Genomic DNA, 24275 nt, shown 5'->3' with positions numbered 1-24275 from the left:
TGCCGATGGAGCTCAGTCAGATCAGGTATTTCCTGGCGGCCTGCCAGACGCTGAACTTCACGCGGGCGGCCGAGGCCTGCGATGTCGCGGTCCCGACGCTCTCGCGCGCCATCTCGAAGCTGGAGGAGGAGCTCGGCGGCCAGCTCTTCCGGCGCGAGCGGCACCTGACGCATCTGACCGATCTCGGGCGCCTGATGCAGACCCATCTCGCCGCCGCCCATGCCGCGACCGATGCGGCCCGGACCGAGGCGGAGAAGTATGCCGCCGCCGAGACGCGGCTCCGGATCGGCGTGATCTCGACGATCTCGGCCAGCCATCTCGTCAACTTCCTGCGCGCCCTGGCCGAGCGCGCGCCGGGCCTGGACCTCGATATCTGGGAGAGCCACTGCGCCGACATCGCCGCCGCGCTCGAGAACGCGGAGATCGATATCGCGCTGATGACCCAGCCGAGCTATGCCCCGAGCCTGCGCGCCGAGAAGCTCTACGAGGAGCCCTATCTCGTCGCCTTTGCCCCCGGCCACCGCTTCGAGGCGATGAACGCGGTGCCGCTCGCCGAGCTTGATGGCGAGGACTATGTCAAGCGCCTGCACTGCGAGTTTCCCTCCAATTTCCGCAGGCTCGGGATCGATCTGCCCTACAGGGGCGTGCGGGTGCGCTACTCGACCGAGCGCGAGGACTGGGTGCAGTCGATGGTCGCGAGCGGCCTCGGCTGCACGCTGATGCCGCAGTTCCTGCCGATCATGCGGGGCATCCAGACGCGGCAGATCGTCGATCCGGTGGTCACGCGCACGGTCAGCGTGGTGACCCGCTCGGGCCGGCGGCATTCGGCGGCGGTGGAGCACGCGCTCGCGACCGCGCGGGCGCTGCGCTGGCAGGAGATCCTGCCGGCGGCACAGATGGACTAGCGCCCGCGGGCGCCGGAGCGCGAGGGCGCCGGGCCAGGCGCTGTCGTCGGTCGGCGCTGCTGCCGGCACGCTCCGCGATCCGCCCGCCCGGGGGCCTTCCGCCGAGGCCGTCGCGCAGCCTGCGGGCGAGGCCCGAGAAGGCGGCCGCGTCTGCGCCGGGCACCGCCCGGATGGTCTCGTCGGTCGCGTCCCAGGCCGCGGTGATCCCGGCGGGCAGGGCGCGCCCCTTGCCGGCCGGCCCGAGCCGGTTCTTCCGGCGCGATGCGGGATCGACCGTGCGGGTCACGTATCCCGCGGCCAGCAGGCGGTCGGTCATCGTGCTCATGCTCGCGGAGGTGACGCCGAACTCCGGTACCAGCACCGCCTGCGAGACCGCCCCGAGCCGGCCGATCGCCTCGATCATCCGGGCCTGACGCGGCCGGACCCCGAGCGGCGCGAGATGCCGGCGCAGCTCCGCCTCGACAAGCTGTGCGCTGTGCAGCAGCCCATGGAAATCATGCCGGTCGCATTGCATATTGACAGTTAGCATACTAACTGTCTGCCGAACGCAAGGTCGGCCCGCCCCCCGCGGGCGAGACCCCGAGCGCTGCCAGAGTAGGCCCGGCCGCCCGGTCCGCCAGCCCGCAGGCATCCGCGGGCCGGCAGATCGACAGCGGGCGGCACCGTTCGGCCTGCGCAGCACTGAAAGGAGAACACCATGAGAGCCCTGACCGTCTGTACGGCGATGATCCTGTTCGGCGGCCTGTCGCTGGCCGCAGGCCCCTCCGCTGCGCAGCAGCGCCCGCCAAAGCCCGACTTTTCGAGGATGGCCGCGACGCTCGCGGTGTCCGAGGCCGATCTGATGGGCTGCCTTGGCCCGCGCCCCCAGCCAGGACAGCGGCCGCCGCGACCGGATGCGGCGAAGATCGCGGCCTGCCTCGGCGCTGCGGGCTACGACGTCACCGCGCAAGACACCGAGGCGGCGCTGGCCGCGGCCGCCCCGCGCCGGCGCTAGCCCGGCCCGCCCGGTCGCAGAATGGGGGAAACGCAGATGAGAACATTCCAGCGGGTCGGATATCTGGCGGTCGCCGGCGCCATCGCGCTGTCGACCGCGGCCAGCGCGCATGACGACCGGCTGAGCCGGATCGCCGCGTTCTTCGCGCCGGCCGACATCCTCTCCGGTCCGGAGATCGTCGACTGCACGCTGTCGGGCGGGACCCGGACGCGCTGCTTCAGGATCACCGTGACCCCCACGCCGCAGGACTACACGCCCGGGCCGTGGTGCCCCACCCATGTCGGCGACGGCGCGGATGCGGGCGGCATCTGGTTCGCGGATGGCGGGATGGTCGATGTGGACGGCGCGTTCATCCGCTCGCTTGCGGAGCGCTACGGCGACAGCAACTGGCAGCTCTACGACCCAGAGACCGGCGATGTCCGCTTCACCGGGACGCTCGAGGCATGCCAGGCCGCAGCGCGCCCGGATGTGGATCCGGCCTATCGGAATACCTGCGTGCAGTGCCTGCCGGAATACATGCCGGAGGATGCCGTCAGCACCTACACGATCCCGCTCGAGCCCGTGCCGGTCTCCCGGCCGCCGCGCCGCCTGCGCGGCCCGGCCGGCCTTGCCCGCAACGGCGTGCGGCTCGACGGGCCTGCGCCGGTGGAGGCGATCCTTGGGGCCTATACGATCGCGCCGCTTGACGATTGCGGCGGGCATGTGAACCTGCATGCCGGCTATCACTACCACGCGGTGACCGACTGCCTGACCGGCGCGCCGAATGGCTCCGATCCGGCTCGCGGCACAGCCGAGGCCGGGCATGGCACCGAGATCGGCATCGCCATGGACGGTTACGCGATCTTCCCGCACCTGACGGGCGACGGCCGCGCGCCGGAAGGGCTGGACGCCTGCAACGGGCACGACGCGGACGGCATCGGCTATCACTATCACGCGGGCGCCGCCGGTGCGAACGCGATCCTCGGGTGCCACGTGGCCGAGACCGGCTGCGCGTCGGAAGACAGCACCGCAACATGCGATGCGACCAGGCGCCCGCCGCGGCCCTAGCCTGCGGCAAGGCGTTTGGATCTGACGGGGCAGCGGAGGGCCTCGGCGGGTGATCGCGCCCCATGCGAGGGGGCGCCTCTGCACCAAGGGCCGGGCAGCTTGTCCGACCGCTTGGCGCGGCGGCCGCGATCTCTCCCGGCCGCCGGGGCCCATCGAGCAAGGGAGCGGGCGGTCCGCCGAGACGCAGGAGGATCAACCGGCTCTCGCCGGGGGGCCAGCGGGTCCGGATGCTTCCCCGTCGTTCCGGCACTGCCGGGGCGAACGGATGGCCACGGCACCCTCCGCTCTGGCCTGCACCGTGTCGCCGAGGCTGTCGTTCCCGGCCGCCGGCCGGCCCGTCTGAGGCGGCTGCGGGGCTGCCCGTCGGTGATGGTCACCGGCCGGTTGTCCCGTGCCGACACATCGCGCGGCAGGCGCAGCCGTCCGTGTTTCGCTCCGCCATGCGGAAGGGGGCCGCATCCATCCCGGCGATGCCGCAGTCGGAGCCGTCGCCCGTTCCGATGCCATGATCGGGGCGACGCCGATGGCATTGCCGTGCACCCACGGCCGGGCACCGAGCCGGCCGCACACGAAGGGTCTGCCGACCGGCACCGGGAGGCCGCGGGTCCACCGCACCGCCAGGCCGCGCGATGCCTGCGCCCGCACCATGCAGCGCAGGCCGATTGCGATGGGCCGGACCCTCGGGACCCTCGTGGACGGGGCGCGGCGCCGGGCGCCTTTGCATCCCCGACCCGGCGGCCTCGCCCATCACGGTTGACTGGGGCTGTGCGTCAGCGGGTCATCTCGTCCGGGCCTCCCGGCGAGAATGCGGGGGCGCGCCTCCATGGCACTGCGTCATCGTTGCGGACGGGCGAGCCTCCGGCCTCACGTCACCATGCGACGGCGCCGCGGGGCCGGCTGTCATTCGCAGAGCGCCAGCATCCAGTTGCGGAACTCGCGGGCGGGCTTCGACAATCCGGCTCCGCGCGGATGGATGAGATTGTAGGAGAAGGCGGTGCTCCAGGCGCGGTCGAACGGATCGATCAGCCGGCCGTCGCTCAGCTCCTCCTGCACCAGCCAGGCGGCGAACAGCGAGACGCCGAGCCCGTTGATCGTCGAGCTGAGCTGGAAATGACGGTCCTCCAGCATCATCTGCGGCTGCTGCGGCGAGAGGGAGAGCCCGGCATTGCGCAGCCATTCCTCCCACATGCGCGTGTCGTCCACATGGAGCAGCGTGCACCGGGCGAGGTCCTCGGCGCGCTCGAGGCGCCGGGTGCGGCGATAGTCCGGGCTGCACACCACCACGAGGTGCTCCGGCCAGAGGCGGTGCACCGCGAATTTCGGCCAGGCGCCCTGGCCCCACTGGATGCCGAGATCGGCAAAGCCGAGCGGGTTCTCCATGCGGGCATAGCTGTTGTTGTGGTTCTGGATCGAGAGCTGCAGGCCGGGGTGGCGTTCCCAGAACCCGCCGAGCCGCGACGACAGCCAGCGGCTCGCGAACATCGGCAGCACGGCGACCCTGAGCGTGTTGGCCCGCTGCCGGGTGCGCTCGAGCCCGGAGCGGATCGCCGTGAGCCCCTGCTCGACATCGGCGGCGAGGGCCGCGCCTTCATCGGTCGGCTCCAGCCCGCGGGCGGTCCGGCGAAACAGCACGACGCCGAGTTCCTCTTCCAATTTCTTGATGTGGTAGCTGACCGAGCTCTGGCTCGTGTTGAGCGCCTGCGCCGCCCGCGAGACGTTCTGATGGACGTATGCGAGCTGAAAGACCTGCAACGACTTCAGGTTTCGGATGGTTTCCATGGGCCCGGACCTTCGCCTCATGCCGGGCAGCGATGCCGGCGGAGCATCCATGATATCGAAAATTTCGATGGATTGCGCAAATCTTTGCGCTTCTGGCGAAGGCTGCCACGGGCTAGCGTGACCGGATCGCACGTCAGATGCGGAGACATGGGAGGAACGGATGACCACCGCGGTCCTGCAAGCGGTCGGGCTGAGCAAGCATTTCGGTGGCGTCAGAGCCATCGACGACCTGTCCTTCGACGTGCGCCCCGGCGAGATCCTGGGGCTGATCGGGCCCAACGGCTCCGGCAAGTCGACCACGGTCAACGTGCTCTGCGGCGTCTTTCCCGCCACCTCGGGAGAGATCCTGCTCGGCGGCGACCATGTCCAGCACCTGCCGGAATATGCCCGTGTCGCCAAGGGCCTCGCGCGCACCTTCCAGACCGCCAGCCTGTTTCCCGAGTTCACCGTGCGCGAGCAGGTGGCGCTCGGCTCGGACGTGACGCTGAAATCCGGGCCGCTGTCCTGGATCTTCGGGCGCCGCGGCGGCGGCGACGAGGCGGCGGCGGCTGCCCGCGTCGACGAGGCGCTCGCGCTGACCGGGCTCACGGCGGTTGCCGACCGGGTCGTCGGCACGATCTCCTCGGCCGAGCAGCGCTTCCTGATGATCGCCACGGCCCTTGCCTCGCAGCCCAGGGTCATCCTGCTCGACGAGCCGGCGGCGGGCCTCGTGGCGCATGAGCGCCGCGCGCTCGGCGAGACGATCCGGGCGATTCGCGACAGCGGCACCGCGGTGCTGGTGATCGAGCACCACATGGGCCTCATAATGGAGATCTGCGACCGGATCGTGGTGCTGAACTTCGGCCGCAAGATCGCCGACGGGACCCCGGCGGAGATCCGCGCCGACCCGGCGGTGGTCGATGCCTATCTCGGCGAGGCTGCCTGAATGCTGGAGGTTCGCGGACTGCGCGCCGGCTATGGCGCCATCGAGGTGCTCCACGGCATCGATCTCGACGTGGCCGAGGGCGAGTGCGTCGCGCTCATCGGTGCGAACGGCGCCGGCAAGACCACGACGCTCAAGACGATCTGCGGGCTGCTCGCGCCCAAGGCCGGCACGATCCGGCTGCGCGGCCGCGAGATCGGCGGCCTGAGCGGCCATGCGATCGTGCGGGAGGGGGTCACGATGTGCCCCGAGGGCCGGCAGGTCTTCCCGCAGATGAGCGTGCTGAAGAACCTGCGCATGGGCGCCTATGCGCGCTCCGACGACGGCCAGGCCGACGATCTCGAGCGCATGATGGACATGTTCCCGATCCTGCGCGAGCGCGCGCACCAGGCCGCCGGCACGCTCTCCGGCGGCGAGCAGGAGATGCTCGCCATCGCCCGGGCGCTGATGGCGCGGCCGAAGCTCTGCATCTTCGACGAGCCATCCCTCGGCCTCGCGCCCAAGATCGTCGCCGAGGTCGCGGCGACGCTCGGGCGGATCAGGGAGATGGGCATGACAATCCTGCTGGTCGAGCAGAACTCGCTGATGGCGCTGCGCCTCGCCGACCGGGCCTATCTGCTCGAGGCCGGCGAGATCGTGCTCGAGGGCACCGGGCAGGAACTGCAGTCGCATCCCGATGTCGCCAAGGCCTATCTCGGGCACTGAGACCAGACCGACGAAGATCGACGGACATCCCGCCAAAGGGATGCCAGAAATGGGAGGAGACGGAATGAAACGCACGATATCGACCCTTGCGGGCGCCGCGGTGGCGGCCCTGATCGCCGCCCAGCCGGTGCTTGCGGAGGAGACGCTCGCGATCGGCGTGAGCGATGCGCTCACCGGCGGTGCGGCGGTCTATGGCCTGCCGCAGGCCAATGCGGTGAAGCTCGCGGCCAGCGAGATCAACGCCGCCGGCGGCATCTCGGTGGGCGGCGAGACCTACATGCTCGAGGTGATCGCCTATGACGACAAGGGCAACCCCACCGAGGCGACCAACGCGGTGCGCAAGCTGATCGACCGCGACGGGGTGAAATACATCCTCGGCTTCTGCTGCTCCGGCGCCACCGGCGCGGTCGCCTCGTTCATCGAGTACGAGGACGCGGTGATGCTCGTCGGCAATGCCGCGGAGCGCTCGATCACCACCCGCGAGATTCCCAACCTCACGCGCACCCGCCCGCCGGCCGACTATACCGGCGCCGCCGCCGGGGCCTTCGTGGCGGCGAAGGGGCACAAGCGCGTCGCGGTGCTCGGGGCGCTCGATGTCGGCTTCTATGCCAGCTATGTCGATGCCTTCGAGAAGGAGCTCAACAAGGCCGGCGGCGAGATCGTCACCCGCGAGGCCTTCGCGCTCAAGGATCGCGACATGACGCCCCAGCTCACCAAGATCAGGGGCCTCGAAGCCGATGCGCTCCTCGTCGTGGGCTATGTCGAGCCGGCGGCCTTCATCTATCGCCAGTCGGTCGAGCTCGGCCTCGACCTGCCGCGCTACGGCTTCACCAGCGGCAGCGAGGAGCAGTTCCTGCGCGTGGCCACCAGCGAGCAGATGGAAGGGGTCTGGGACCTGCGCCCGACCGAGCTGACGCTGCTCTCGGCCACCGAGAACGGCATCGCCTATCACGAGAACTACGCCGCGGCATACGGGATCTCCCCCTCGCCGAGCAGCCCCTATGCCTATGACCAGACCTATGCGCTGAAGGATGCGCTCGAGGCGGCGGGCACGGTGGAGGACACGGCGGCGGTGGCCAGGGCGCTGCGCGAGCTGGCGGTGCCGGACGAGGTGGTCATGCAGTACCTCCCGATCGACGGGAAGATGTTCGACCGCAACGGCCAGGCCTACACCTCGAACGGCGCCTTCCAGTGGCGCGACGGCAACTGGACCTTCGTCCAGGACCTGCCGTCGGACCCCGTCGCCTATTCCGAGTTCCTGAGCACCCTCGACTGACCGGCAACGGGCGGCGCGGGGCCTCTCCGCGCCGCCCCGGCGGCGGCCCGCCCGGGGCCGCCCGCAGAACGCCCGAGATGGACATCCCATGATCGAGATCCTCCAGCAGATCGTGAACGGCATCGCCATAGGCGGCGTCTACGTGCTGATAGCCCTCGGGCTCACCACGGTCTTCGGCATCCTTGGCATCGCGCATTTCGCCCATGGCTCGGTGTCGATGTTCGGCGGCTACCTCACCTTCTTCCTGGTGGCGGGGCAGGGCATTCCGCTCGTGATCGCCATCCCCGTCGCGCTCACCGCCGGTGTCGTGCTCGGCATGGCGATCGAGCTGCTCGCCTACCGGCCGGTGCGAAAGGCAAGCCACATCAACGCCTTCATCGTGGCGCTCGGCCTCACCATGATGGTCGAGGGGCTCAATCTCGAGTTCTTCGGGCATGAGCAGGTGGTGATCCCCACCAGCTTCGACCGGGTCTTCAACATCGGCGGCGTCACGCTGCCGGAGCTGCGCCTCTACGTGATCCTGGCCGCGGCGCTGCTGATCGCGGCGATGACGATCTTCGTCGAGCGCACCAAGACCGGGCAGGCGATCCGCGCGGTGGCCGAGAACCGCGACGCCGCGATCCTGATGGGCGTCAACGTGCGCACGATCCCGCTGGTGGTCTTCGCCATGTCCACCGCGCTCGGCGTCGCCGCCGGCATCATGGTGGGCGCGCTCTTCGCCATCGCCCCGGGCATCGGCGAGGGGCTGGTGATCAAGGGCTTCGCGGTGCTGATCCTCGGCGGCCTCGGCTCGATCCCCGGAGCCATCGTCGGCGGCATCGTGCTCGGCATCACCGAGTCGCTGGCCGCGGGTTTCGTCTCCTCGGCCTACAAGGACGTGATCGCCTTCCTGGTGATGATCTTCGTCCTGCTGTTCCGGCCGCAGGGCCTGCTGGGCAAGGCATCATGACCCGGATCGCGGTTTCCCTCCTCTATGCCGGAGCGCTGGTCGTCCTGATCGCGCTGCCGCAGCTGATCTCGGTGAAGTACTACCTGCACCTGAGCATCCTGGCGCTGATCTGGCTGATCGTGAGCCAGGGCCAGAACCTGATCCAGGGCTATACCGGCTATGTCTCCATCGTCGGCGCCGGCTTCATGGGGATCGGCGCCTATTCGACGACCCTGATGGGCATGCATCTCGGCCTGCCGGTCTGGCTCACGATCCTGCTGGCGCCGCCGATGACCGCCGTCTTCGCGCTGATCGTCGGCTATCCGAGCCTCAGGATGAAGGGGCACTACTTCGCGATCGTGACGCTCGCCTTCAACCTGGTGATCTTCATCGTCCTGCTCAACTTCACCGAGCTGACCCAGGGCGAGGCCGGGATCACCGGCATCCCCAAGCCGGCGGGGTGGCTCGAGGCGCTCAACTTCCGCGACCGCGAGGTCTACTACTACTTCGTGCTCGCGGTGGCGGTGCTGACCACCGGCATCGCCTGGGCGATCGTGCGCTCGCGCGTGGGGCAGATCCTGATGGCGATCCGCCAGAACGAGGATCTGGTCGGCGCGCTCGGCGTCGCCGCGTGGAAGTACAAGCTCTTCGCCTTCGTCGCGAGCGCGATGTTCGCGGGGCTCGGCGGGGCGCTCTATGCCCATTACCAGAGCTTCATCAACCCCGAGGTCTTCGGCGTGGCGCAGTCGCTCGACGCGATCCTCGCGGTGATCGTCGGCGGATCGGGCACGCTGGCCGGCCCGATGATCGGCGCCTTCATCGTGATCTTCCTGCCGGAATACCTCCGCTTTGCCGACAGCTTCCGCCTGATCATCTACGGGCTGCTGCTGGTGCTCGCGACGATCTTCATGCCGCGCGGCATCGTCGGCCTCGCGCAGGATCTGGGCGCGCGGATCGCGGGGCGGCGATGACGGAGGCGGAACTGCAGGCCGCCGTCCGGGCCTTCGTGCGCGACGAGGTGGCGCCCGCGGCGGCCGCCTGGTCGATGGGGGCGGCGCCCGATCCGGCCCTGCTCGGGCGGGCGGGCGCGCTGGGGCTGATGCGCATCCAGGTGCCGGCGGAGGCCGGCGGGCTCGGCCTCGGCTTCGCCGCGAAGGCTCGGGCGGCGGAGACGCTCGCGCGCGCCGATTTCGGCTTCGCCATGTCGGTCGTCAACACGCAGAACGTCGCCCTGCGGCTGGTGGCGAGCGCCGAGCGCCGGGTGTGGGAGCCGCTGCTGCCCGATCTGCTCTCGGGCCGGTCGAGCGCCTGCACCGCGCTCACCGAGCCGGGCGCCGGGTCGGATTTCGCGTCGATCTCCACCACCGCCCGGCGCGACGGCGAGGGCTGGCGGCTCGACGGCGAGAAGTGCTGGGTCATCAATGCCCGGCACGCGGCGTTCGCCATCGTCTATGCGCAGTGCGGCGAGCCGGGAGACCGTGACGGCATCGGCGCCTTCCTGGTGCCGCTGGACCGCCCCGGATGCAGCCGCTACCCGCTCGACGCGCCCTTTGCGCAGACCTCGATGGGCACCGGCGGGTTCCGGCTCGAGGGGGTCCGCATTCCCGCCGATCACGTGGTCTTCGCGCCGGGGCAGGCCTTCGGCGCGATCCTCGACGAGATCAACGGCGCGCGGGCCTATGTCGCGGCGATGTGCTGCGGCATGCTCGGCGCGGCCATCGAGGCGGCGGGCGACTATGGCGAGAGCCGCCGGAGCTTCGGCCGGGCGCTCGCGGGGCATCAGGCCTGGCGGCTGGCGCTCGCCCGCGCCGGGGTCGCGCTGGCGGCTGCGCGGGCGATCACCGCCGAGGCGGTCGCGGCGGTCGATCGGGGCGCCCCGGCGCAGCTCGCCGCCGCGCAGGCGAAGATCGCCGCCGTCGATACCTGCCGCCGGCAGCTGCCGGAGCTCCTGCACCTCATGGGCGCCGAGGGCCTGCGGCCGCAACATCCCTTCTCCCGCCATCTCGCGGCGGCGGAGATCGCCACGCTGACCGACGGATCGACCGAAATGCTGCTCGAGCGCGTCCATCGCCTGATGCGGCGCGCGCCGGCGCCCTGACCGAAGAGGACTGACAATGCGCGTATTCCAGATCGAGGGCGAGTGGGGCATCGACAACCTCCGGCTCGCCGAGCGCCCGGCGCCCGAGGCCGGCCCGGGCCAGGTGCTGATCCGCATGAAGGCCGCCTCGCTCAACGCGCGCGACCTGATCGTGCCCGAGCGCGGCTATGGCCGCGCCACGGGCGAGCTGCCGCTGATCCCGGTGTCCGACGGGGTCGGCGAGGTCGTCGCCATCGGCGAGGGCGTGACCCGCGCCGCGGTGGGCGACCGGGTCTGCCCGAGCTATTTCCAGAACTGGGTCGCCGGCGAGCCTTCGCCCGCGGCCTTCTCCTCGGGCCTCGGCGGCCCGCGCGACGGGGTGATGGCCGAGCTCGTCTGCCTGTCGGAGCAGGGCGTCTGCCGGGTGCCGGAGCATCTGACCGATGCCGAGGCGGCGACGCTGCCCTGCGCCGGCCTCACCGCCTGGAGCGCGATCTCGACCTATGGCCGGCTCGCCCCCGGCGACCGGGTGCTGGTGCAGGGCACCGGCGGCGTCGCGCTGTTCGCGCTCGCCTTCGCCAAGCTGCGCGGCGCCCATGTCACGGTGATCTCCTCCAGCGACGAGAAGCTGGCGCGGGTCCGCGCGATGGGCGCCGACGAGACCATCAACTACACCACCACCGAGGACTGGGCGAAGGCGAGCCGGCCGATCACCGCCGATCGCGGCGGCTTCGACCACATCGTCGAGCTCGGCGGCGAGAAGACCCTGCCGCTCTCGCTCAAGGCGATCCGGCCGGGCGGCACGATCTCGCTGATCGGCGTGCTGTCGGGGCTGAAGCTCGAGGCGTCGCTGGGCCTCGTCGTGACCCGGCAGGTGCGGCTGCAGGGGGTCACGGTCGGCCATCGCGAGGGCTTCGAGGCGATGCTGGCGGCGATCTCGCAGCACGGGCTGCGCCCGGTGGTCGGCGAGAGCTTCGCCTTCGAAGAGCTTCGCGATGCGCTGGAGCACCTGCGCCGCGGCGGCGGCTTCGGCAAGACCGTGATCCGGTTCTGATCCGATGCAGGCGTCTTCCGCAGAGATCTCCTGCGACCCGCGGGTCCATGCCCGGCAGCGCCCCGAGGCGGTCGCCTTCGCCATGAGCGCAACCGGCGAGCGGGTCACCTTCGCCGAGCTCGAGACGCGCGCCAACCGGGGCGCCCATCTGTTCCGCCGGGCCGGCATCGGGCAGGGCGATCATGTCGCGATCCTCATGGAGAACCGCCGCGACTTCCTGGAGATCTGCTTCGCGGCGGATCGCGCCGGGATCTACTACACCACCATCGGCACGCATCTGACCGCCCCGGAGATCGCCTATATCGTCGGCGATTGCGGCGCGCGCATGCTGATCACCTCCGAGCGCTTCGCCGACCGGCTCGAGGCGCTGGCGCCGGCGCTCGAGGGGCGCTGCGCGCTCTATGCGGTCGGCGCCGACCTGCCCGGCGCGGCGCGCTGGGAGGCGGCGCTCGAAGCCTGCCCCGCCACGCCGATCGAGGACGAGGCGCAGGGCCTCGACATGCTCTATTCCTCGGGCACCACGGGCCGCCCCAAGGGGGTGAAATGGGCGCTGACCGGGGAGAAGCCGGGCCGGCGCAGCATGCTGGTCGACCTGCTGACCGAGCTCTTCGGCTACGCTGCCGAGACCCGCTATCTCTGCCCGGCCCCGCTCTATCACGCGGCGCCGCTGCGCCACACCATGGTGACGATCCGCATGGGCGGCAGCGCGGTGATCATGGACCGGTTCGACGCCGTCGCGGCGCTCTCGCTGATCGAGCGCCACCGCATCACCCACAGCCAGTGGGTGCCGACGATGTTCGTGCGGATGCTCAAGCTTCCCGAGGAGGAGCGCCGCCGCTTCGACCTCTCCTCGATGCAGATGGCGGTGCATGCCGCGGCGCCCTGCCCGGTGGAGGTCAAGCGCCAGATGATCGACTGGTGGGGGCCGATCCTGCACGAGTACTATGCCGGCACCGAGAACAACGGCTTCGTCGCGCTCGACACCGCCGAATGGCTCGCGCATCCCGGCTCGGTGGGCCGCGCGCGGCTCGGCGTCATCCATGTCTGCGACGCGCAGGGCGAGCCGCTGCCGGTCGGTGCGGAGGGCGAGATCTATTTCGAGAACGGCCACCAGTTCGAGTATCACAACGCGCCCGAGAAGACCGCGGCGGCGCGCAACGCGCGGGGCTGGACCACGCTCGGCGATATCGGCCGGCTCGACGCGGACGGCTATCTCTACCTGACCGACCGCAAGTCCTTCGTGATCATCTCCGGGGGGGTCAACATCTACCCGCAGGAGACCGAGAACGCGCTGCTGTCGCATCCGGCGGTGCTGGACGCGGCGGTCTTCGGCCTGCCCAATCCCGATTTCGGCGAGGAGGTCAAGGCGGTGGTACAGCTTGCACAGCCGGCATCGGCCTCGCCGGCGCTCGCGGAGGAGCTCATGCGCTTCTGCCGCGAACGGCTGTCGGCGATCAAGTGCCCGCGCAGCATCGACTTCCGCGAACGCCTGCCGCGCGAGGCCAACGGCAAGCTCTTCAAGCGCCGGCTGCGCGAGGAGTATCTGGCCGCGCTCAAGCCCGGCTGACGTGCCGGCCGGGCGCCGGTCTCAGGCCTTCTTCGCGTCGAGCTTGGCGAGCCCCTTGATCGCCGCCTTGCCGGCGGTGGCCAGCCGGCCCATCTCCTCGAAGCTGGCATAGCCCTTGTCGGCCAGCGGCTTGAGCCTGGCCTCCAGCGCCCTGGCCTTGGCGAGGATCTCCTGCTGGCGCGCCAGATCATGCGCCTTCCGGGCGGCGTCGAAGTCCTTCCTGTGCCGTGCCATCTCCTCGAGCAGCCTGACCTCCTCGCCCCATTTCGCGGCGGCTTCGGTGGCGGCCGTCGCCAGGCCGGCGCCGTTCTTCTTCAGCAGATCCGCGGCCGCGCGGCAGGCCTGCTCGGCCTTGCCGAAGCTCGCCTTCGCGGCGGCGGCGTTCCGCTTCACATCCTCGATCGCGTCGGAGATCGAGGCCTTGTCGGCGGCGGGGTCGCCATGGGGCCAGTCGAGCCCCCTGACATGGCTCTTGAGCGCCTTGACCGTCCCGGTATCCGCGGTCCCGCTGGTGCTCAGCCCGGCCTTCTTCTGGAACCGGACAACGGCGTCCTTCGTCTTCCCGTCGAAGGTTCCGTTCGCCTTCAGTCCCGATGCGAGAACCTTGTTGAGGTCGATCTGGAGCTTCCTGACCGGGCTGCCGGTCGATCCTTCCGAGAGTGCTGGCATTGGTCATCTCCATCCGTTCGCGGCCCGCGGGCCGTTCCGCAGGAATCTGGCAGCCTTGGGTATCGGTTTGACGGCGCGGCGGCGTTTCGATTGTTTCACCGGGCCGGGGCGGCGCCGGTCGCATAGACCCGGCGATGACATGTGCCGCCGGGCAGCCGCCGGTTGCGACGGCCCGGGGGCGCCGGGGGCGGAGGCCAGGAGCGGTTGCCGACCATGCGCAGGGAGGCAGCCGCGGAGCCCTCCCTGCGAGGCGCGTGCCCGCCCGGCGCCATTGCCGTCGCGCGCCGCCGCGGTCGCCGATGCGCAGCGCCCGTGCCCTGCTGGCCCGGGTCAGGCCAGCCAGCATCGTCCTGTCCGGCGGATCGCCCCATCGGCCCGCCACGCGACCTCCGTGCTCCGCAGGGGCGCCGATGGCGTTCGGTGCACCGGACGCCGCAGGATCGGCGATCGGGAGCGGAACCGGCCTCGGCCGGCCTCGTGATGGGCGCGAGCAGAAAAAATCATCAATGGTTCCATTGAAATGTTCCGGGAATTGCCGAGCCTGCCGGGGCAGGGATGGGAGAGGCGCCGATGATCCTGGTATGGCTGTGTCCGATAATCCTCTTTGTCGGGCTACTCGTGTCGCGGCGCGCGAGCCCGGTTGCCGCGGCGGCGCTGGCGACGGCGCTCTCGGCGGTGGTCGCCGTGGTGGCCGCGCCGGTGGAGACCGGCGCCGCGGAGGCCGTGGCCGGGCTGCTCGCGGGGTTCTGGATCGCCCTGCCGGCGGTGCTGGTCATTCTCGCGGGGCTGTTCTTCGCCGAAAGCACGGGCGGGGGCGGCGTGTCGTCCGGTCCGGCGCCGAGCCATGGCGCGCTGGCCGGAAGCTGCCTGCTGATCGGCCCCTTCCTCGAGACCGCGACCGGGTTCGGCGTCGGCTATGTCGTCGCCCTGGCGGGGGTGGTGCGGCTGGGTGTCACCGGCGGCCGGGCGCTGGCGCTGGCGGCGTTCAGCCAGTTCCTCGTGCCCTGGGGGGCGCTCGGCGTCGGCACCCGGATCAGCGCGGAGATCTCCGGCATCCCGGTCGAGGCGCTCGCGCTGCGCTGCGCCCTGCTGACGACGGTCGCGGTCGCGGTGATCCTGCCGCTGTTCTGGCGGGTGGCGCGCGGCGCCGGGTTCGCGCCGTCGCGCCGCGAGCGCATCGAGTGGAGCGCGACGCTGGGCGGGCTCTCGGCACTGCTGGTGCTGGCCAGCCTCGCGATGCCGATCGAGTTCGCCGCGCTGGCCGCGCTCGGCGCGGTGCTCCTGCTGCGCCATCTTGCGGCGGGGCGGGAGGATCGCCCGGACCCGCGCGCCGCCCTGCCATATGTCGCGCTGGTGCTGCTGCTCGCGGCGACGCGCTTCCTGCCGCCGCTGCGCGAGGCGCTGGAGACGCTGCGCTTCGCACCCTTCGCCGGGCTCTCGGCGCTGGCGCCGCTGATGTCGCCGGCGCTGCTGCTGCTGCTGATCGGCGCGGCGGTGTCCTGGCGGCGCGGTGGCCGCGGCGCGGTCGTGTCGGGCCTGCGCGCCATGCTGCGGCGCGGCTGGCGCGCGGCGGCGATGACCTTCCTGCTGGTCGGCATGGCCTGGATCATGGTGCGCTCGGGGATCTCGGCGGCGCTGATGGGGCAGGCGACCGGCGCGGTGGGGGCGGCGGCGCCGGCGCTGGTGCCGCTGGCCGGCGCCTTCGGCGGCTATCTCACCGGCAGCAACACCGGGGCGGGGGCCCTCTCCATGCCGCTGATCGCCGGGCTCCGGATCGGCCCGGAGGTGGTGCCGTGGGTCGGCGCCGCCGCGGTCTTCGCCGGCAGCGCGCTGACCGCGATCAGCCCGGTCCGGTTCGCCATGGGGCAGGCGCTGATCTCGGCCTCGGGCGAGGAGGCGCAGGCGGGCTTCCGGCTGCTCCTGCCCTACACGCTGAACGCCATCCTGCTGGCCGTCGCCGCCGCGCTGCTGGCCGCCATGCTGCTCTGACCGCGACGCGGCCGGTAGCGGTTCCGTCCGGGCGCCGAGGCCGCCGGACGTCCCGTCGCAGGCCACGGTATCTCGCAAGCCCGGAAGCGCGAATAGGCCGGCCATCGAGAGCGTCGAGAGAGCGCCACCCTGACAATCGGCCTGTTGACGGCAGCCGGTCTCAAGCCGGGAAACCGACCGTCGGCACACCGATGGCCGCCTTCCACCGGCTCGGGCAGGGAGGACAGTTGGTCAGGCTGCCCCGCGTCACGGCATCCCCATGTGGCGCCGGCTTTCGCGCGACCGCGGTGGCGGGTGCCGATCCGGACGGGCTGCGGATGAAGCGGCCTGCGCTGGTGCCCGGCATGTCCGGCTTCGCCTCTGCCAGAGCGTGCCGGCGACACGGTCGCGGCGGGGACGGCTGCCACCATCCACCGATGCCACCCCGGCGCCGGCAGGCCGCCCGGGACGAAACCGCCGAAACCGCCCGTCGGCGTGTCGCCTCCGCCATCTGCCCGGGCGCCGCTATGGAACGGTGCGATACCCTGCATGTTCCGGCGCATGTCCCCTCCGCGCCAGCCCGGCCTGCACTGGAGGTCGGCCACCTCGCCGCCCATGCGCCTCACTGCAAAGGATCAGGGCGACGGTCACGCCGCCCGCCCGGGCGACTGTGTTCCGCAGCGGAACGGTTGCGACCGGCCTAGGCGGCTCGGTCCGAAGATCATGGGTGGCGTGGCCGGGGAGACCGGCGAAGGTTCGCGCGCTGGGCCTTTGGGAGTCACACTTGGGGCTGCATGGGATGCGGGCGGCGGGGCGTCCGGGCAGCACCGGGCGAAGGCGCCGGCATCTGGAAGCTGGGCGTGCCGCGGCAGGCGAGGCCCGCCCGTCCCCTCCTTGGGCCCGCCGCGGCATGCCAAGGGCGCGCCATGGCGCACCCCGCGCGCGCCTCCGGCCGAAGCGAGCCGGAGATCTCCGGTTCGGAGATCGTACGGTTCATAGTATATTCACACATGCGCGTTGTTCGAGAGATGGTGTGGTGAGCCGGGAGCCGATACCCAACATCGTGGAGTCCGCGATGATCCGGGGCAGCTACGATCTCGTGGTTGTCGGAAGCGGGTTCGGGTCGCTGTTCTATCTCCGGGAGTGCCTCGGGCACCTGCCGCGGACCGCGCGGGTCGCCCTGCTCGAGCGCGGGGCCTATCTGCCACATGCGCGCCAGCTCGCGCTGCGGAGCAATTCCGCCGATCCCGAGGACCCCGATCGTCCGACCTCGGCGGACCGCTACTACCGGCGGCTGGAGGGCGAGAAGCCTTGGAACTTCACCATCGGCCTCGGCGGCGGAACGCTGTGCTGGTGGGGCCAGGCCCCGCGCCTGCATCCCTCCGACTTCGGGATGCGCCGGCTCTACGGCAGGGGCGAGGACTGGCCGATCTCCTATGACGACCTCGAGCCCCATTACTGCGCGGCGGAGGAGATCATCGGCATTGCCGGCGACAGCGACCGTGTCGGCCCGTTCCGGCGCTCGCGTCCCTATCCGCTGCCGGCCTTCCGGGGCTCCGGCATCGACATGGCGCTGCGCGAGCGCGATCCGATGCAGCTCGCGCTGCCGGCGGCGCGCGACAGCATCGGTGCGCTGCGGGCACAGTGCTGCGCCCATGGCGAGTGCCGCCTCTGTCCGCAGGACGCGAAGTTCACGGCGCTGAACGGCCTGCCCGCGGTGCTGGAGGACGCGCGCATCAGCATCCTCACCGGGGCGAACGTGCTCGCGCTGGAGCTCGAGGCCGGCCATGCGCGCAGGGTGGTGTTCGAGCGGCGCGGAAGGCGGCAGACGGTCTCGGGCGACCATGTCGTGCTCGGCGCCAACGCGATCTGCAACCCGGCGATCCTGCAGCGCTCGGGGCTCGGGCATCCCGAGCTCGGCCGCGGCATCGCCGAGCAGATGGGGGCGAATGTCGAGGTGCAGCTCGCCGCGCATTCCGGCGTCGATGGCGGGACGGCGGCGACCGGCCAGAACATCCGGCTCCTCGACGGCGCGCACAGGCGGGCGCACGCCGCCGCCGCCTACTATTTCGACAATCGCTGGAAGCATCATGGCCTGCGGCTCGAGCGGGGCAGGCATCTCAACACGCTCAACCTGATGGTCATCGCGGAGGCTCTGCGCAGCGAGCGGAACTTCGTCGAGGTGCCGGAGGACTGGGATGCGCTGCCGGTCATCCACCACGCGACCCACGGCGCCTATGCGGAGGACGGCCTGAGGGCCGCGCTGCGGGCGGTGCCGGAGATCTTCGCCGGCCTCGGTCTCGAGCGCGTGTCCGAACCGGTGGCGCGGCCGTCCGAGGCGCATGTCCAGTGCACCACCCCGGCCGGAACCGACCCGGGCCGCAGCATCGTCGATGGCGATCTGCTGCATCATCGGGTGCGCAATCTGAGCGTCGTCGGCACCAGCGTCTTCCCGACGGCCCCGGCGGGCAACCCGAGCCTGACGGCGGCGGCCTGGTCCCTGCGCGCGGCGCGCAGGCTGTTCGGGGCGGGCTGAATGGGCAGGACGACGCGGCGCAGCTTCCTGACCAACGGGATCGGACTGGTGGCCGCCGCGGCTGCCGCCGGCGTCGCGGGCCGCTATGCGCTCACGGATATCGAGGCGATCCTTGAGGCGATCGTCCGCCACCATGTCGGGGACGATGCGCTGGCGCGCGGCGCGGCGGCAGCCTTCGCGCGGGACTATGCCCCGATGACCGCGTCGAACTGGAAGCTGCGATCGGCGGTCGCATCGGGATTGTACCTCCTGCCGCTGTTCCGCGGTGCTCTGCCCGCTGGCGATCTCGCGCGCATCGAGCGCTACGACCGCCGCGTCGTCACGGATTTCCTGTTGTCCTCCAGCTATGACGGGCGAGAGTCGGGCGATCCCATCGATTATCTCGCGCTGGAGACGGCCCCGCTCTGCAACCCGTTCGCGCGCCTGCGCTAGGGGTGCCGGCGGGACCGGTGCGCCGCCGCTCTAGCGGGTCCAGGGATCGGCGGAGGCCTCCCGCGCCATCGCCTTGATGGTGTCGATGATCGGCGGCGCGCCCGCCGCGAGATGCAGCGCATAGAACGGGATCAGCGGGATCGGCGGATCGACCTGCAGCACCTGCAGGCGGCCGTTGCGGCTCTCGTCGCGGTAGAAGTCGATCGGCAACAGGCCGACGCCGAGGCCCGAGCGGATCAGGCCGGCGCTGATCTCCATCGAGTTCGACCGTTGCAGATGCTGCGGCTGGCGCGAGGCCTGGCCGAGCCAGCGCTGCTCGATGCTGGAGATCGTCGAGCCGGGCCCGAGGCTGATCACGCTCAGCGCGCGGAAATCGTCGGGCGAGAGCGGGCCGGCGCGCATCTCGAAATCCGGGGCGCAGTGGTAGCCGAAGCGGATGGTCGAGAGGACCTCGGCGGCGATGTCGGGTTCCGGCTGCTCGGCGAGCGGCACGAAGGCAATGTCGATGGCGCCGTTGCGCAGCCTGTCCGGCACGTCGCCGCTGAGCCCGACCTCGAGGTCGATCTCGAGGCGCGGATAGCGCTTGGCGAGATCCGCGATCAGCGCCGGCAGCCAGGTCAGCGCGATGAGCTCGGCGGCGCAGATCCGCAGCGATCCCGAGATGCTCCGGGGGTTGCCCACGGTCATCTGCAGCTCGTCGACCAGGAGCGCGATCTCGGCGGCATAGCGCAGCAGGTCGCGCCCTTTCGCGGTGACCCGGACCTGTCGCCGCGACCGGTCGAGCAGCTCGACGCCGAGATCGCGCTCAAGATCGGCGATCCGCAGCGACACGTTGGACTGCGTCGTGTTCAGCTGGTGCGCGGCCTGGGTGAAGGAGCCGAGGCGCGCAACGCAGCGGAAGGTTTCGAGCTGGCGAAGATCCATCGGACAGCCTCATTCCATGCTTCTGCCTAGATCAATGGATTCGATCCTGCCATCTGTCCAGCGTTTCCGGCCGGGAGCGGGAACAGGCCGGTGAAACCGGAAATCGCCAAAGGTTTGCGGGAGAAGCTCCGAACCCTGTGCCTGTGACCGCCGGAATGGCACAGCTTCATGCAAGCCTTAAAATCGGAAATACAGATCGAACATATATGATCAAATCATTGGATTAGATTTTTGGCCGTGGCTACGGTTTCGTCAGGAAGTCCGGCATGGACCCGGCCGGCACGGGCCCGGCGGGCGGGACCGGAAAGCACGGAAAGGAGGCGCGGGAAATGGCGCAGCTGCATCGAGAGATCACCAAGGACGAGATCAGGACCTATCGCGAGGACGGCATTGTCGTGCTGCGCGGCTTCTTCAACAGCGATGCCGTGGAGATGCTGCGCGAGCTCGCCGAGGAGGACATGGCGAAGCCCGGCCCGCTGCACCAGGAGCTGACCAAGCCCGGCGGCACCGGCCGCTTCTTCTTCGATACCTTCCTCTGGACCTTCAACGAGAAGGCCAAGGCGGCGCTGCACGACCTGCCCACCGCCGAGATGGCCGGCACGGTCATGGAATCGAAGAAGGTCAACATCTTCTTCGACCAGTTCCTGATCAAGGAGCCGGGCACCTCCGAGGCGACGCCCTGGCACAACGACGTGCCGTTCTGGCCGGTGCGGGGCAACCAGATCTGCACGCTCTGGCTGGCGCTCGACGAGGTTTCGGCCGACAGCGGCGCCGTGGAATACGTCAAGGGCTCGCAGAAATGGGGCCAGTGGTTCAAGCCGCCCGCCTTCGCCGGCGACGACAAGTACAAGATCGACCTGCCCAAGGTGCCGGATATCGATGCGATGCGCGACGAGCTCGACCTTGTCAGCTTCGAGCTCGAGCCGGGCGACTGCACGATCCATCACGGGCTGCTGGTGCACGGCGCGCCCGGAAACTCGCGCAGCGACCGCCGCCGGCGTGCCTATCTCACGCGCTGGGCGGGCGACGATGCCACCTATCAGCCGCATCCCAACATCCAGAAGATGATGTGGGATCCGGACATCGAGGCCGGCGGACCGCTTGACAGCGATCTCTGGCCCGTCATCTGGCGTGCGCGTGAGAACGAGACCGCCTGAGGACGGCGACGACGACAAACCGGAGCAGAGAGGGACGTGACATGACCGACCAACGCCTATCCCTATCGCTGGCCGCAGCGATTGCGGCTTCGCTGAGCCTCGCGCCCGTTGCGGGCCATGCGCAGGAGACCTTCAAGATCGGCCTCGTGAATTTCCTCTCCGGCCCGGCGGCCGACGCCTTCGGCGTGCCGTCGATGAACGGCGGGGTGCTGATGGTCGAGGCGCTGAATGCCGGGCAGGTGCCGGCGCCCTATGACGGGCAGACCGGCATCGGCGGCCTGCCCATCGAGTTCGTCCAGATCGACGAGAGCGGCGGCGCGCAGGTCCAGATCCAGCGCTACCGCGATCTCGTCGAGCGCGAGGAGGTGGATGCCGTGCTCGGCTATGACGGCTCTGGCGACTGCCTGGCGATCGCGCCGGTGGCGGACGAGCTGCAGACCGTCACGATCTTTTCCGGCTGCGGCACCACCCGGCTCTTCGAGGAGGCGTCCTACGACTATGTCTTCCGCGCCGGCGCGCACACCACGATGGATAACGTGGCGCTGGCCCACTACATCAAGCGCACGATGCCGGAGACCAAGACCGTTGCCGGCCTCAACCAGAACTATTCCTGGGGTCAGGACAGCTGGCGCGACTTCACCGCCGCGCTCACGCTGCTGATGCCCGAGGTGGAGATCGGGCCGGAGCTGTTCCCGGAGCCCGGGGCCGGCCAGTACGGCTCGCAGATCAGCGTGCTGATGCGGGCCAAGCCGGACGTGGTGCATTCCAGCCTCTGGGGCGGCGATCTCGAGGCCTTCCTGCTGCAGGCCGGGCCGCGGCAGCTGTTTGCCCGCTCCCACGTGGTCTTCAACATGGCCGAGCACGTGCTGCCCCGGATGGGCGAGAAGGCGCCGGTCGGGCTGATCACCGGCGGGCGCGGCGCGGTCGGCGAGCTGCGCCCGCGCACCGAGCTCGCGGACTGGTTCTACGAGGCCTACGCGGAGGCCTATGGCATCCCGGCCGTGCAGGGGCCGTTCCGCTTCGTGCAGACGATCCTGGCGCTGAAGACCGCGGCGGAGATCGCGATGGCGGAGAACGGCGGCACCAAGCCGACCGACGAGGAGATCGCCGCGGCGCTGGCCGGCCTGGTCTTCGAGACGCCCTCCGGCACCGTCGAGATGGCGCTCGCGGACGGCCATCAGGCGATCCAGGGCGCGGCGATCGGCATCGCCGCCTGGAACGACGAGCTCGGCCGGCTCGAGCTGACCGAGGTCGAGCATTTCGCGGCGCGCTGCGTGAACCCGCCGGCCGGCGTCACCTCGCTGGAATGGATCGAGGGCGGCATGGTCGGGGCGGAATGCGAATGAGCCGCGCCATGCGGACCGATGCGGGGGCGGCCGGTCCGGCCCCGCAGACCACCCGACGGCCACGGCCCAGCCGGGGGACCCCATGGACATCGCGCTGACAATCCTCGTCGACGGGCTGATCTACGGCGCCTGGCTGTTCCTCGTCGCCATCGGCCTCACCCTGGTCTTCGGCATCATGAAGATCCTCAACGTCGCGCATGGCGCGCTCTATGCCGTCGGTGCCTATGCGGGCGCGAGCCTCGTCGGCGGCTATCTCTTCGCCACGCCGCCGGCCGCGCTGCAGCTGCCGCTGCTGATCGTCGCCGCGCTCGGCGTGGCGCTGCTGCTCGGCCCGCTGCTCGAGGGGGTGCTGCTGCGGCTCTTCTACGGCCGCGACGAGGTCGTGATCCTGCTCGCCACCTTCGCGCTCTCGCTGATCATCGAGGATCTGATCAAGCAGGTCTGGGGGGTCTATTCCTACTATGTCTCCGAGCCCTACGCGCTTTTCGGCGTGATCGAGGCGGGGCCGCTCTTCTATGTCGGATACGACGCGTTCCTGATCGTGGTGGCGGCGCTGGTGGGGCTCGGCGCCTCCGCCTTCCTGCGGCTGACCCGGCAGGGCAAGATCGTGGTGGCGATGATCCACGATTCCGAGATCTGCCGGGCGATGGGCGTGAACGTCTCGCGCGCCTATCTCTGGACCTTCACGGTGGGCGTGTTCCTCGCGGCGCTGGCCGGTGCCCTCATCGCGCCGACGCTCGCGGTGACGCCGACCATGGGGGTCAACGCGATCATCCTGAGCTTCGCGGTCGTGGTGATCGGCGGCCTCGGCTCGGTCGAGGGCGCGGCGCTCGGTGCGCTGATCGTCGGCTGCACGCGGGCGGCGACGGTGCATCTCTGGCCCGAGGGCGAGCTCTTCATCGTCTACGCCGTCATGGCGGCGGTGCTCGCGGTGCGGCCGCGGGGGCTGTTCGGCATGCCCGAGGGGAGAAAGATATGACCTTGCGCCCATCTCCCGCCCCCGCCGGCCGAGCGCTTGGCCTGGCCGCGGCCGTCGCCTCGGCGATCCTCGCGCTGCTGCTGCTGGCCGGCTGGGCGGCGCCCTCCTGGGCGATCTACACCGCGACCATCGCGCTGGCCAAGGGGCTCGTGGTGCTCGGCCTCGTGATGCTGCTGCGCATGGGGCTGATCTCCTTCGGCCACGGCATGTTCTACTGCTTCGGCGCCTATGTCAGCGGGCTGCTGGCCAGCGGGGCGGGGCTGACCGACGCGCTCGCGCTGACGCTGGCGGCGACGCTGGGGACGGCGGCGCTGGGCCTCCTGCTCGGGCTGCTGCTGGCGGGCTATCGCGGGGTCTTCTTCGCCATGTTCAATCTCGCGCTCTCGATGATCCTCTACGGTGCGCTGCTGAAATCGGTCTCGCTCGGCGGGTCGGACGGGGTCAGCGTGCCGGCGCCGAGCTATTTCGGCCTGGTGCCGCCGGACGGGATGCGCTCGCTCGCGGCCTATGGTTTCGTCGCCACGATCGCCTGCGCCGCCGGCTTCCTGCTCTGGCTGGTCTCGCGCTCGCAGCTCGGCCTGGTCCTGCTCGGGGTCAAGGGCAACGAGATCAGGCTCGACTATCTCGGCATCAGCGCGCGGCGGCTGATCCTGGTGGCCTATGTGCTCTCCGCCGCGCTGGCGGGAATGGGCGGCAGCCTCGTGGCCATCGTCTCCGGGCACGTGATCCCCGAGATGGCGTACTGGACGACCTCCGGCGAGTTCGTCTTCATCACCGTGCTGAGCGGCCCCGGCAGCATCAGCGGCGCCTTCGCCGGCGCCGGCGTCTTCGAGGCGGTGCGGCTGGCGACCGGGCAATACCTGCCGAATGCCTGGCAGCTGCTGCTCGGCGGCTTCCTGCTCCTCGTCATCCTGTTCCTGCCGGACGGGATCAGCTCGCTCGCGCGCAGGCGGACGGGCACGGCAGACGCTTCGGCGCCGCCGGCGGGCCGCGTGCAGGGGGAGGGCTGA

The 24275-nt window shown here is 70.6% G+C and carries 22 protein-coding genes; 18 read left to right on the top strand and 4 right to left on the bottom strand.

Annotated features, from left to right (window positions below; translation table 11 throughout):
- The first annotated feature begins 5 nt into the window (after positions 1–5).
- Positions 6–905: a LysR family transcriptional regulator gene (locus QSJ97_RS15870; protein ID WP_285672870.1), complete on the top strand. Its 900-nt coding sequence runs from the start codon at positions 6–8 to the stop codon at positions 903–905.
- On the opposite strand, the gene QSJ97_RS25020 is transcribed toward QSJ97_RS15870, so the two are convergent.
- Positions 793–1308: a MarR family winged helix-turn-helix transcriptional regulator gene (locus QSJ97_RS25020; RefSeq protein ID WP_352231100.1), complete on the bottom strand. Its 516-nt coding sequence runs from the start codon at positions 1306–1308 to the stop codon at positions 793–795. The genes QSJ97_RS15870 and QSJ97_RS25020 overlap by 113 nt on opposite strands.
- A gap of 294 nt (positions 1309–1602) precedes the next feature.
- On the opposite strand from QSJ97_RS25020, the gene QSJ97_RS15865 reads away from it, so the two are divergent.
- Together QSJ97_RS15865 and QSJ97_RS15860 are read left to right on the top strand one after the other, a co-directional pair.
- A complete protein-coding gene (locus QSJ97_RS15865) occupies positions 1603–1899 on the top strand; it encodes a hypothetical protein (protein ID WP_285672869.1) in 297 nt (98 codons plus the stop codon).
- 36 nt (positions 1900–1935) lie between these two features.
- A complete protein-coding gene (locus QSJ97_RS15860; protein WP_285672868.1) occupies positions 1936–2946 on the top strand; it encodes a YHYH protein in 1011 nt (336 codons plus the stop codon).
- A gap of 900 nt (positions 2947–3846) precedes the next feature.
- Here QSJ97_RS15860 and QSJ97_RS15855 read toward each other — a convergent pair.
- Positions 3847–4725, bottom strand: coding sequence for a LysR substrate-binding domain-containing protein (locus QSJ97_RS15855; protein ID WP_285672866.1), 879 nt, complete (start codon positions 4723–4725; stop codon positions 3847–3849).
- A 160-nt stretch (positions 4726–4885) separates the two neighbouring features.
- On the opposite strand from QSJ97_RS15855, the gene QSJ97_RS15850 reads away from it, so the two are divergent.
- From QSJ97_RS15850 to QSJ97_RS15815, 8 genes are all read left to right on the top strand, one after another.
- Positions 4886–5650, top strand: coding sequence for an ABC transporter ATP-binding protein (locus QSJ97_RS15850; RefSeq protein WP_285672864.1), 765 nt, complete (start codon positions 4886–4888; stop codon positions 5648–5650).
- Positions 5651–6352 carry an ABC transporter ATP-binding protein gene (locus QSJ97_RS15845; protein WP_285672862.1) on the top strand — a complete coding sequence of 234 codons (702 nt, stop codon included), beginning with the start codon at positions 5651–5653 and terminating at the stop codon, positions 6350–6352. It abuts the gene before it with no gap.
- 64 nt (positions 6353–6416) lie between these two features.
- On the top strand, positions 6417–7628 hold the full coding sequence (locus QSJ97_RS15840; RefSeq protein ID WP_285672860.1) for an ABC transporter substrate-binding protein: 1212 nt from the start codon (positions 6417–6419) through the stop codon (positions 7626–7628).
- A gap of 88 nt (positions 7629–7716) precedes the next feature.
- Positions 7717–8577 (top strand): branched-chain amino acid ABC transporter permease, encoded by an 861-nt coding sequence (locus tag QSJ97_RS15835; protein ID WP_285672858.1) that lies wholly within the window; start codon positions 7717–7719, stop codon positions 8575–8577.
- Positions 8574–9527, top strand: a complete 954-nt coding sequence (locus tag QSJ97_RS15830) for a branched-chain amino acid ABC transporter permease (RefSeq protein WP_285672856.1) — start codon at positions 8574–8576, stop codon at positions 9525–9527. The genes QSJ97_RS15835 and QSJ97_RS15830 overlap by 4 nt, the downstream gene beginning before the upstream one ends.
- Positions 9524–10654, top strand: a complete 1131-nt coding sequence (locus QSJ97_RS15825; RefSeq protein WP_285672854.1) for an acyl-CoA dehydrogenase family protein — start codon at positions 9524–9526, stop codon at positions 10652–10654. The genes QSJ97_RS15830 and QSJ97_RS15825 overlap by 4 nt, the downstream gene beginning before the upstream one ends.
- 16 nt (positions 10655–10670) lie before the next feature.
- Complete coding sequence (locus tag QSJ97_RS15820) at positions 10671–11687, top strand: zinc-dependent alcohol dehydrogenase family protein (protein ID WP_285672850.1); 1017 nt, start codon at positions 10671–10673, stop codon at positions 11685–11687.
- 4 nt (positions 11688–11691) lie between these two features.
- Complete coding sequence (locus QSJ97_RS15815; RefSeq protein WP_285672848.1) at positions 11692–13254, top strand: acyl-CoA synthetase; 1563 nt, start codon at positions 11692–11694, stop codon at positions 13252–13254.
- 21 nt (positions 13255–13275) lie between these two features.
- On the opposite strand, the gene QSJ97_RS15810 is transcribed toward QSJ97_RS15815, so the two are convergent.
- A complete protein-coding gene (locus QSJ97_RS15810) occupies positions 13276–13923 on the bottom strand; it encodes a peptidoglycan-binding domain-containing protein (protein WP_285672846.1) in 648 nt (215 codons plus the stop codon).
- Between the two features lie 570 nt (positions 13924–14493).
- Between QSJ97_RS15810 and QSJ97_RS15805 the strand changes: the two genes are divergently transcribed.
- The 3 genes from QSJ97_RS15805 to QSJ97_RS15795 all read left to right on the top strand — a co-directional run bounded on the left by QSJ97_RS15805 (position 14494) and on the right by QSJ97_RS15795 (position 18859).
- A complete protein-coding gene (locus tag QSJ97_RS15805) occupies positions 14494–15912 on the top strand; it encodes an L-lactate permease (protein ID WP_285672844.1) in 1419 nt (472 codons plus the stop codon).
- Between the two features lie 1054 nt (positions 15913–16966).
- The gene (locus tag QSJ97_RS15800; RefSeq protein WP_285672842.1) at positions 16967–18427 is read left to right on the top strand and encodes a GMC oxidoreductase; all 1461 of its coding nucleotides are present in this window, start codon (positions 16967–16969) and stop codon (positions 18425–18427) included.
- Positions 18428–18859 carry a hypothetical protein gene (locus tag QSJ97_RS15795; protein ID WP_285672841.1) on the top strand — a complete coding sequence of 144 codons (432 nt, stop codon included), beginning with the start codon at positions 18428–18430 and terminating at the stop codon, positions 18857–18859.
- A gap of 30 nt (positions 18860–18889) precedes the next feature.
- Here the strand turns inward: QSJ97_RS15795 and QSJ97_RS15790 are convergent, their stop codons facing one another.
- Complete coding sequence (locus QSJ97_RS15790) at positions 18890–19783, bottom strand: LysR family transcriptional regulator (RefSeq protein WP_285672839.1); 894 nt, start codon at positions 19781–19783, stop codon at positions 18890–18892.
- Between the two features lie 329 nt (positions 19784–20112).
- Here QSJ97_RS15790 and QSJ97_RS15785 point away from each other — a divergent pair, with 329 nt between their 5' ends.
- From QSJ97_RS15785 to QSJ97_RS15770, 4 genes are all read left to right on the top strand, one after another.
- On the top strand, positions 20113–20940 hold the full coding sequence (locus QSJ97_RS15785; RefSeq protein WP_285672838.1) for a phytanoyl-CoA dioxygenase family protein: 828 nt from the start codon (positions 20113–20115) through the stop codon (positions 20938–20940).
- A gap of 41 nt (positions 20941–20981) precedes the next feature.
- Positions 20982–22286 carry an ABC transporter substrate-binding protein gene (locus QSJ97_RS15780; RefSeq protein WP_285672836.1) on the top strand — a complete coding sequence of 435 codons (1305 nt, stop codon included), beginning with the start codon at positions 20982–20984 and terminating at the stop codon, positions 22284–22286.
- An 82-nt stretch (positions 22287–22368) separates the two neighbouring features.
- Positions 22369–23265: a branched-chain amino acid ABC transporter permease gene (locus QSJ97_RS15775; protein WP_285672834.1), complete on the top strand. Its 897-nt coding sequence runs from the start codon at positions 22369–22371 to the stop codon at positions 23263–23265.
- Positions 23262–24275, top strand: coding sequence for a branched-chain amino acid ABC transporter permease (locus QSJ97_RS15770; protein WP_285672831.1), 1014 nt, complete (start codon positions 23262–23264; stop codon positions 24273–24275). Before QSJ97_RS15775 ends, QSJ97_RS15770 begins: the two co-directional genes overlap by 4 nt.

Origin of the sequence: Paralimibaculum aggregatum (assembly GCF_030270585.1) — a bacterium.
In the GTDB taxonomy this organism is placed as follows: domain Bacteria; phylum Pseudomonadota; class Alphaproteobacteria; order Rhodobacterales; family Rhodobacteraceae; genus Thermohalobaculum; species Thermohalobaculum aggregatum.
The sequence above is the reverse complement of the archived record's forward strand: the minus strand, read 5'-3'. Positions and strand labels throughout refer to the sequence as shown.

Bases quoted from the DNA above. Each gene is read 5' to 3' on its own strand.
- QSJ97_RS15870 (WP_285672870.1), top strand. From the start codon at position 6: ATGGAGCTCAGTCAGATCAGGTATTTCCTGGCGGCCTGCCAGACGCTG.
- QSJ97_RS25020 (WP_352231100.1), bottom strand. From the start codon at position 1,308: ATGATCGAGGCGATCGGCCGGCTCGGGGCGGTCTCGCAGGCGGTGCTG.
- QSJ97_RS15865 (WP_285672869.1), top strand. From the start codon at position 1,603: ATGAGAGCCCTGACCGTCTGTACGGCGATGATCCTGTTCGGCGGCCTG.
- QSJ97_RS15860 (WP_285672868.1), top strand. From the start codon at position 1,936: ATGAGAACATTCCAGCGGGTCGGATATCTGGCGGTCGCCGGCGCCATC.
- QSJ97_RS15855 (WP_285672866.1), bottom strand. From the start codon at position 4,725: ATGGAAACCATCCGAAACCTGAAGTCGTTGCAGGTCTTTCAGCTCGCA.
- QSJ97_RS15850 (WP_285672864.1), top strand. From the start codon at position 4,886: ATGACCACCGCGGTCCTGCAAGCGGTCGGGCTGAGCAAGCATTTCGGT.
- QSJ97_RS15845 (WP_285672862.1), top strand. From the start codon at position 5,651: ATGCTGGAGGTTCGCGGACTGCGCGCCGGCTATGGCGCCATCGAGGTG.
- QSJ97_RS15840 (WP_285672860.1), top strand. From the start codon at position 6,417: ATGAAACGCACGATATCGACCCTTGCGGGCGCCGCGGTGGCGGCCCTG.
- QSJ97_RS15835 (WP_285672858.1), top strand. From the start codon at position 7,717: ATGATCGAGATCCTCCAGCAGATCGTGAACGGCATCGCCATAGGCGGC.
- QSJ97_RS15830 (WP_285672856.1), top strand. From the start codon at position 8,574: ATGACCCGGATCGCGGTTTCCCTCCTCTATGCCGGAGCGCTGGTCGTC.
- QSJ97_RS15825 (WP_285672854.1), top strand. From the start codon at position 9,524: ATGACGGAGGCGGAACTGCAGGCCGCCGTCCGGGCCTTCGTGCGCGAC.
- QSJ97_RS15820 (WP_285672850.1), top strand. From the start codon at position 10,671: ATGCGCGTATTCCAGATCGAGGGCGAGTGGGGCATCGACAACCTCCGG.
- QSJ97_RS15815 (WP_285672848.1), top strand. From the start codon at position 11,692: ATGCAGGCGTCTTCCGCAGAGATCTCCTGCGACCCGCGGGTCCATGCC.
- QSJ97_RS15810 (WP_285672846.1), bottom strand. From the start codon at position 13,923: ATGCCAGCACTCTCGGAAGGATCGACCGGCAGCCCGGTCAGGAAGCTC.
- QSJ97_RS15805 (WP_285672844.1), top strand. From the start codon at position 14,494: ATGATCCTGGTATGGCTGTGTCCGATAATCCTCTTTGTCGGGCTACTC.
- QSJ97_RS15800 (WP_285672842.1), top strand. From the start codon at position 16,967: ATGATCCGGGGCAGCTACGATCTCGTGGTTGTCGGAAGCGGGTTCGGG.
- QSJ97_RS15795 (WP_285672841.1), top strand. From the start codon at position 18,428: ATGGGCAGGACGACGCGGCGCAGCTTCCTGACCAACGGGATCGGACTG.
- QSJ97_RS15790 (WP_285672839.1), bottom strand. From the start codon at position 19,783: ATGGATCTTCGCCAGCTCGAAACCTTCCGCTGCGTTGCGCGCCTCGGC.
- QSJ97_RS15785 (WP_285672838.1), top strand. From the start codon at position 20,113: ATGGCGCAGCTGCATCGAGAGATCACCAAGGACGAGATCAGGACCTAT.
- QSJ97_RS15780 (WP_285672836.1), top strand. From the start codon at position 20,982: ATGACCGACCAACGCCTATCCCTATCGCTGGCCGCAGCGATTGCGGCT.
- QSJ97_RS15775 (WP_285672834.1), top strand. From the start codon at position 22,369: ATGGACATCGCGCTGACAATCCTCGTCGACGGGCTGATCTACGGCGCC.
- QSJ97_RS15770 (WP_285672831.1), top strand. From the start codon at position 23,262: ATGACCTTGCGCCCATCTCCCGCCCCCGCCGGCCGAGCGCTTGGCCTG.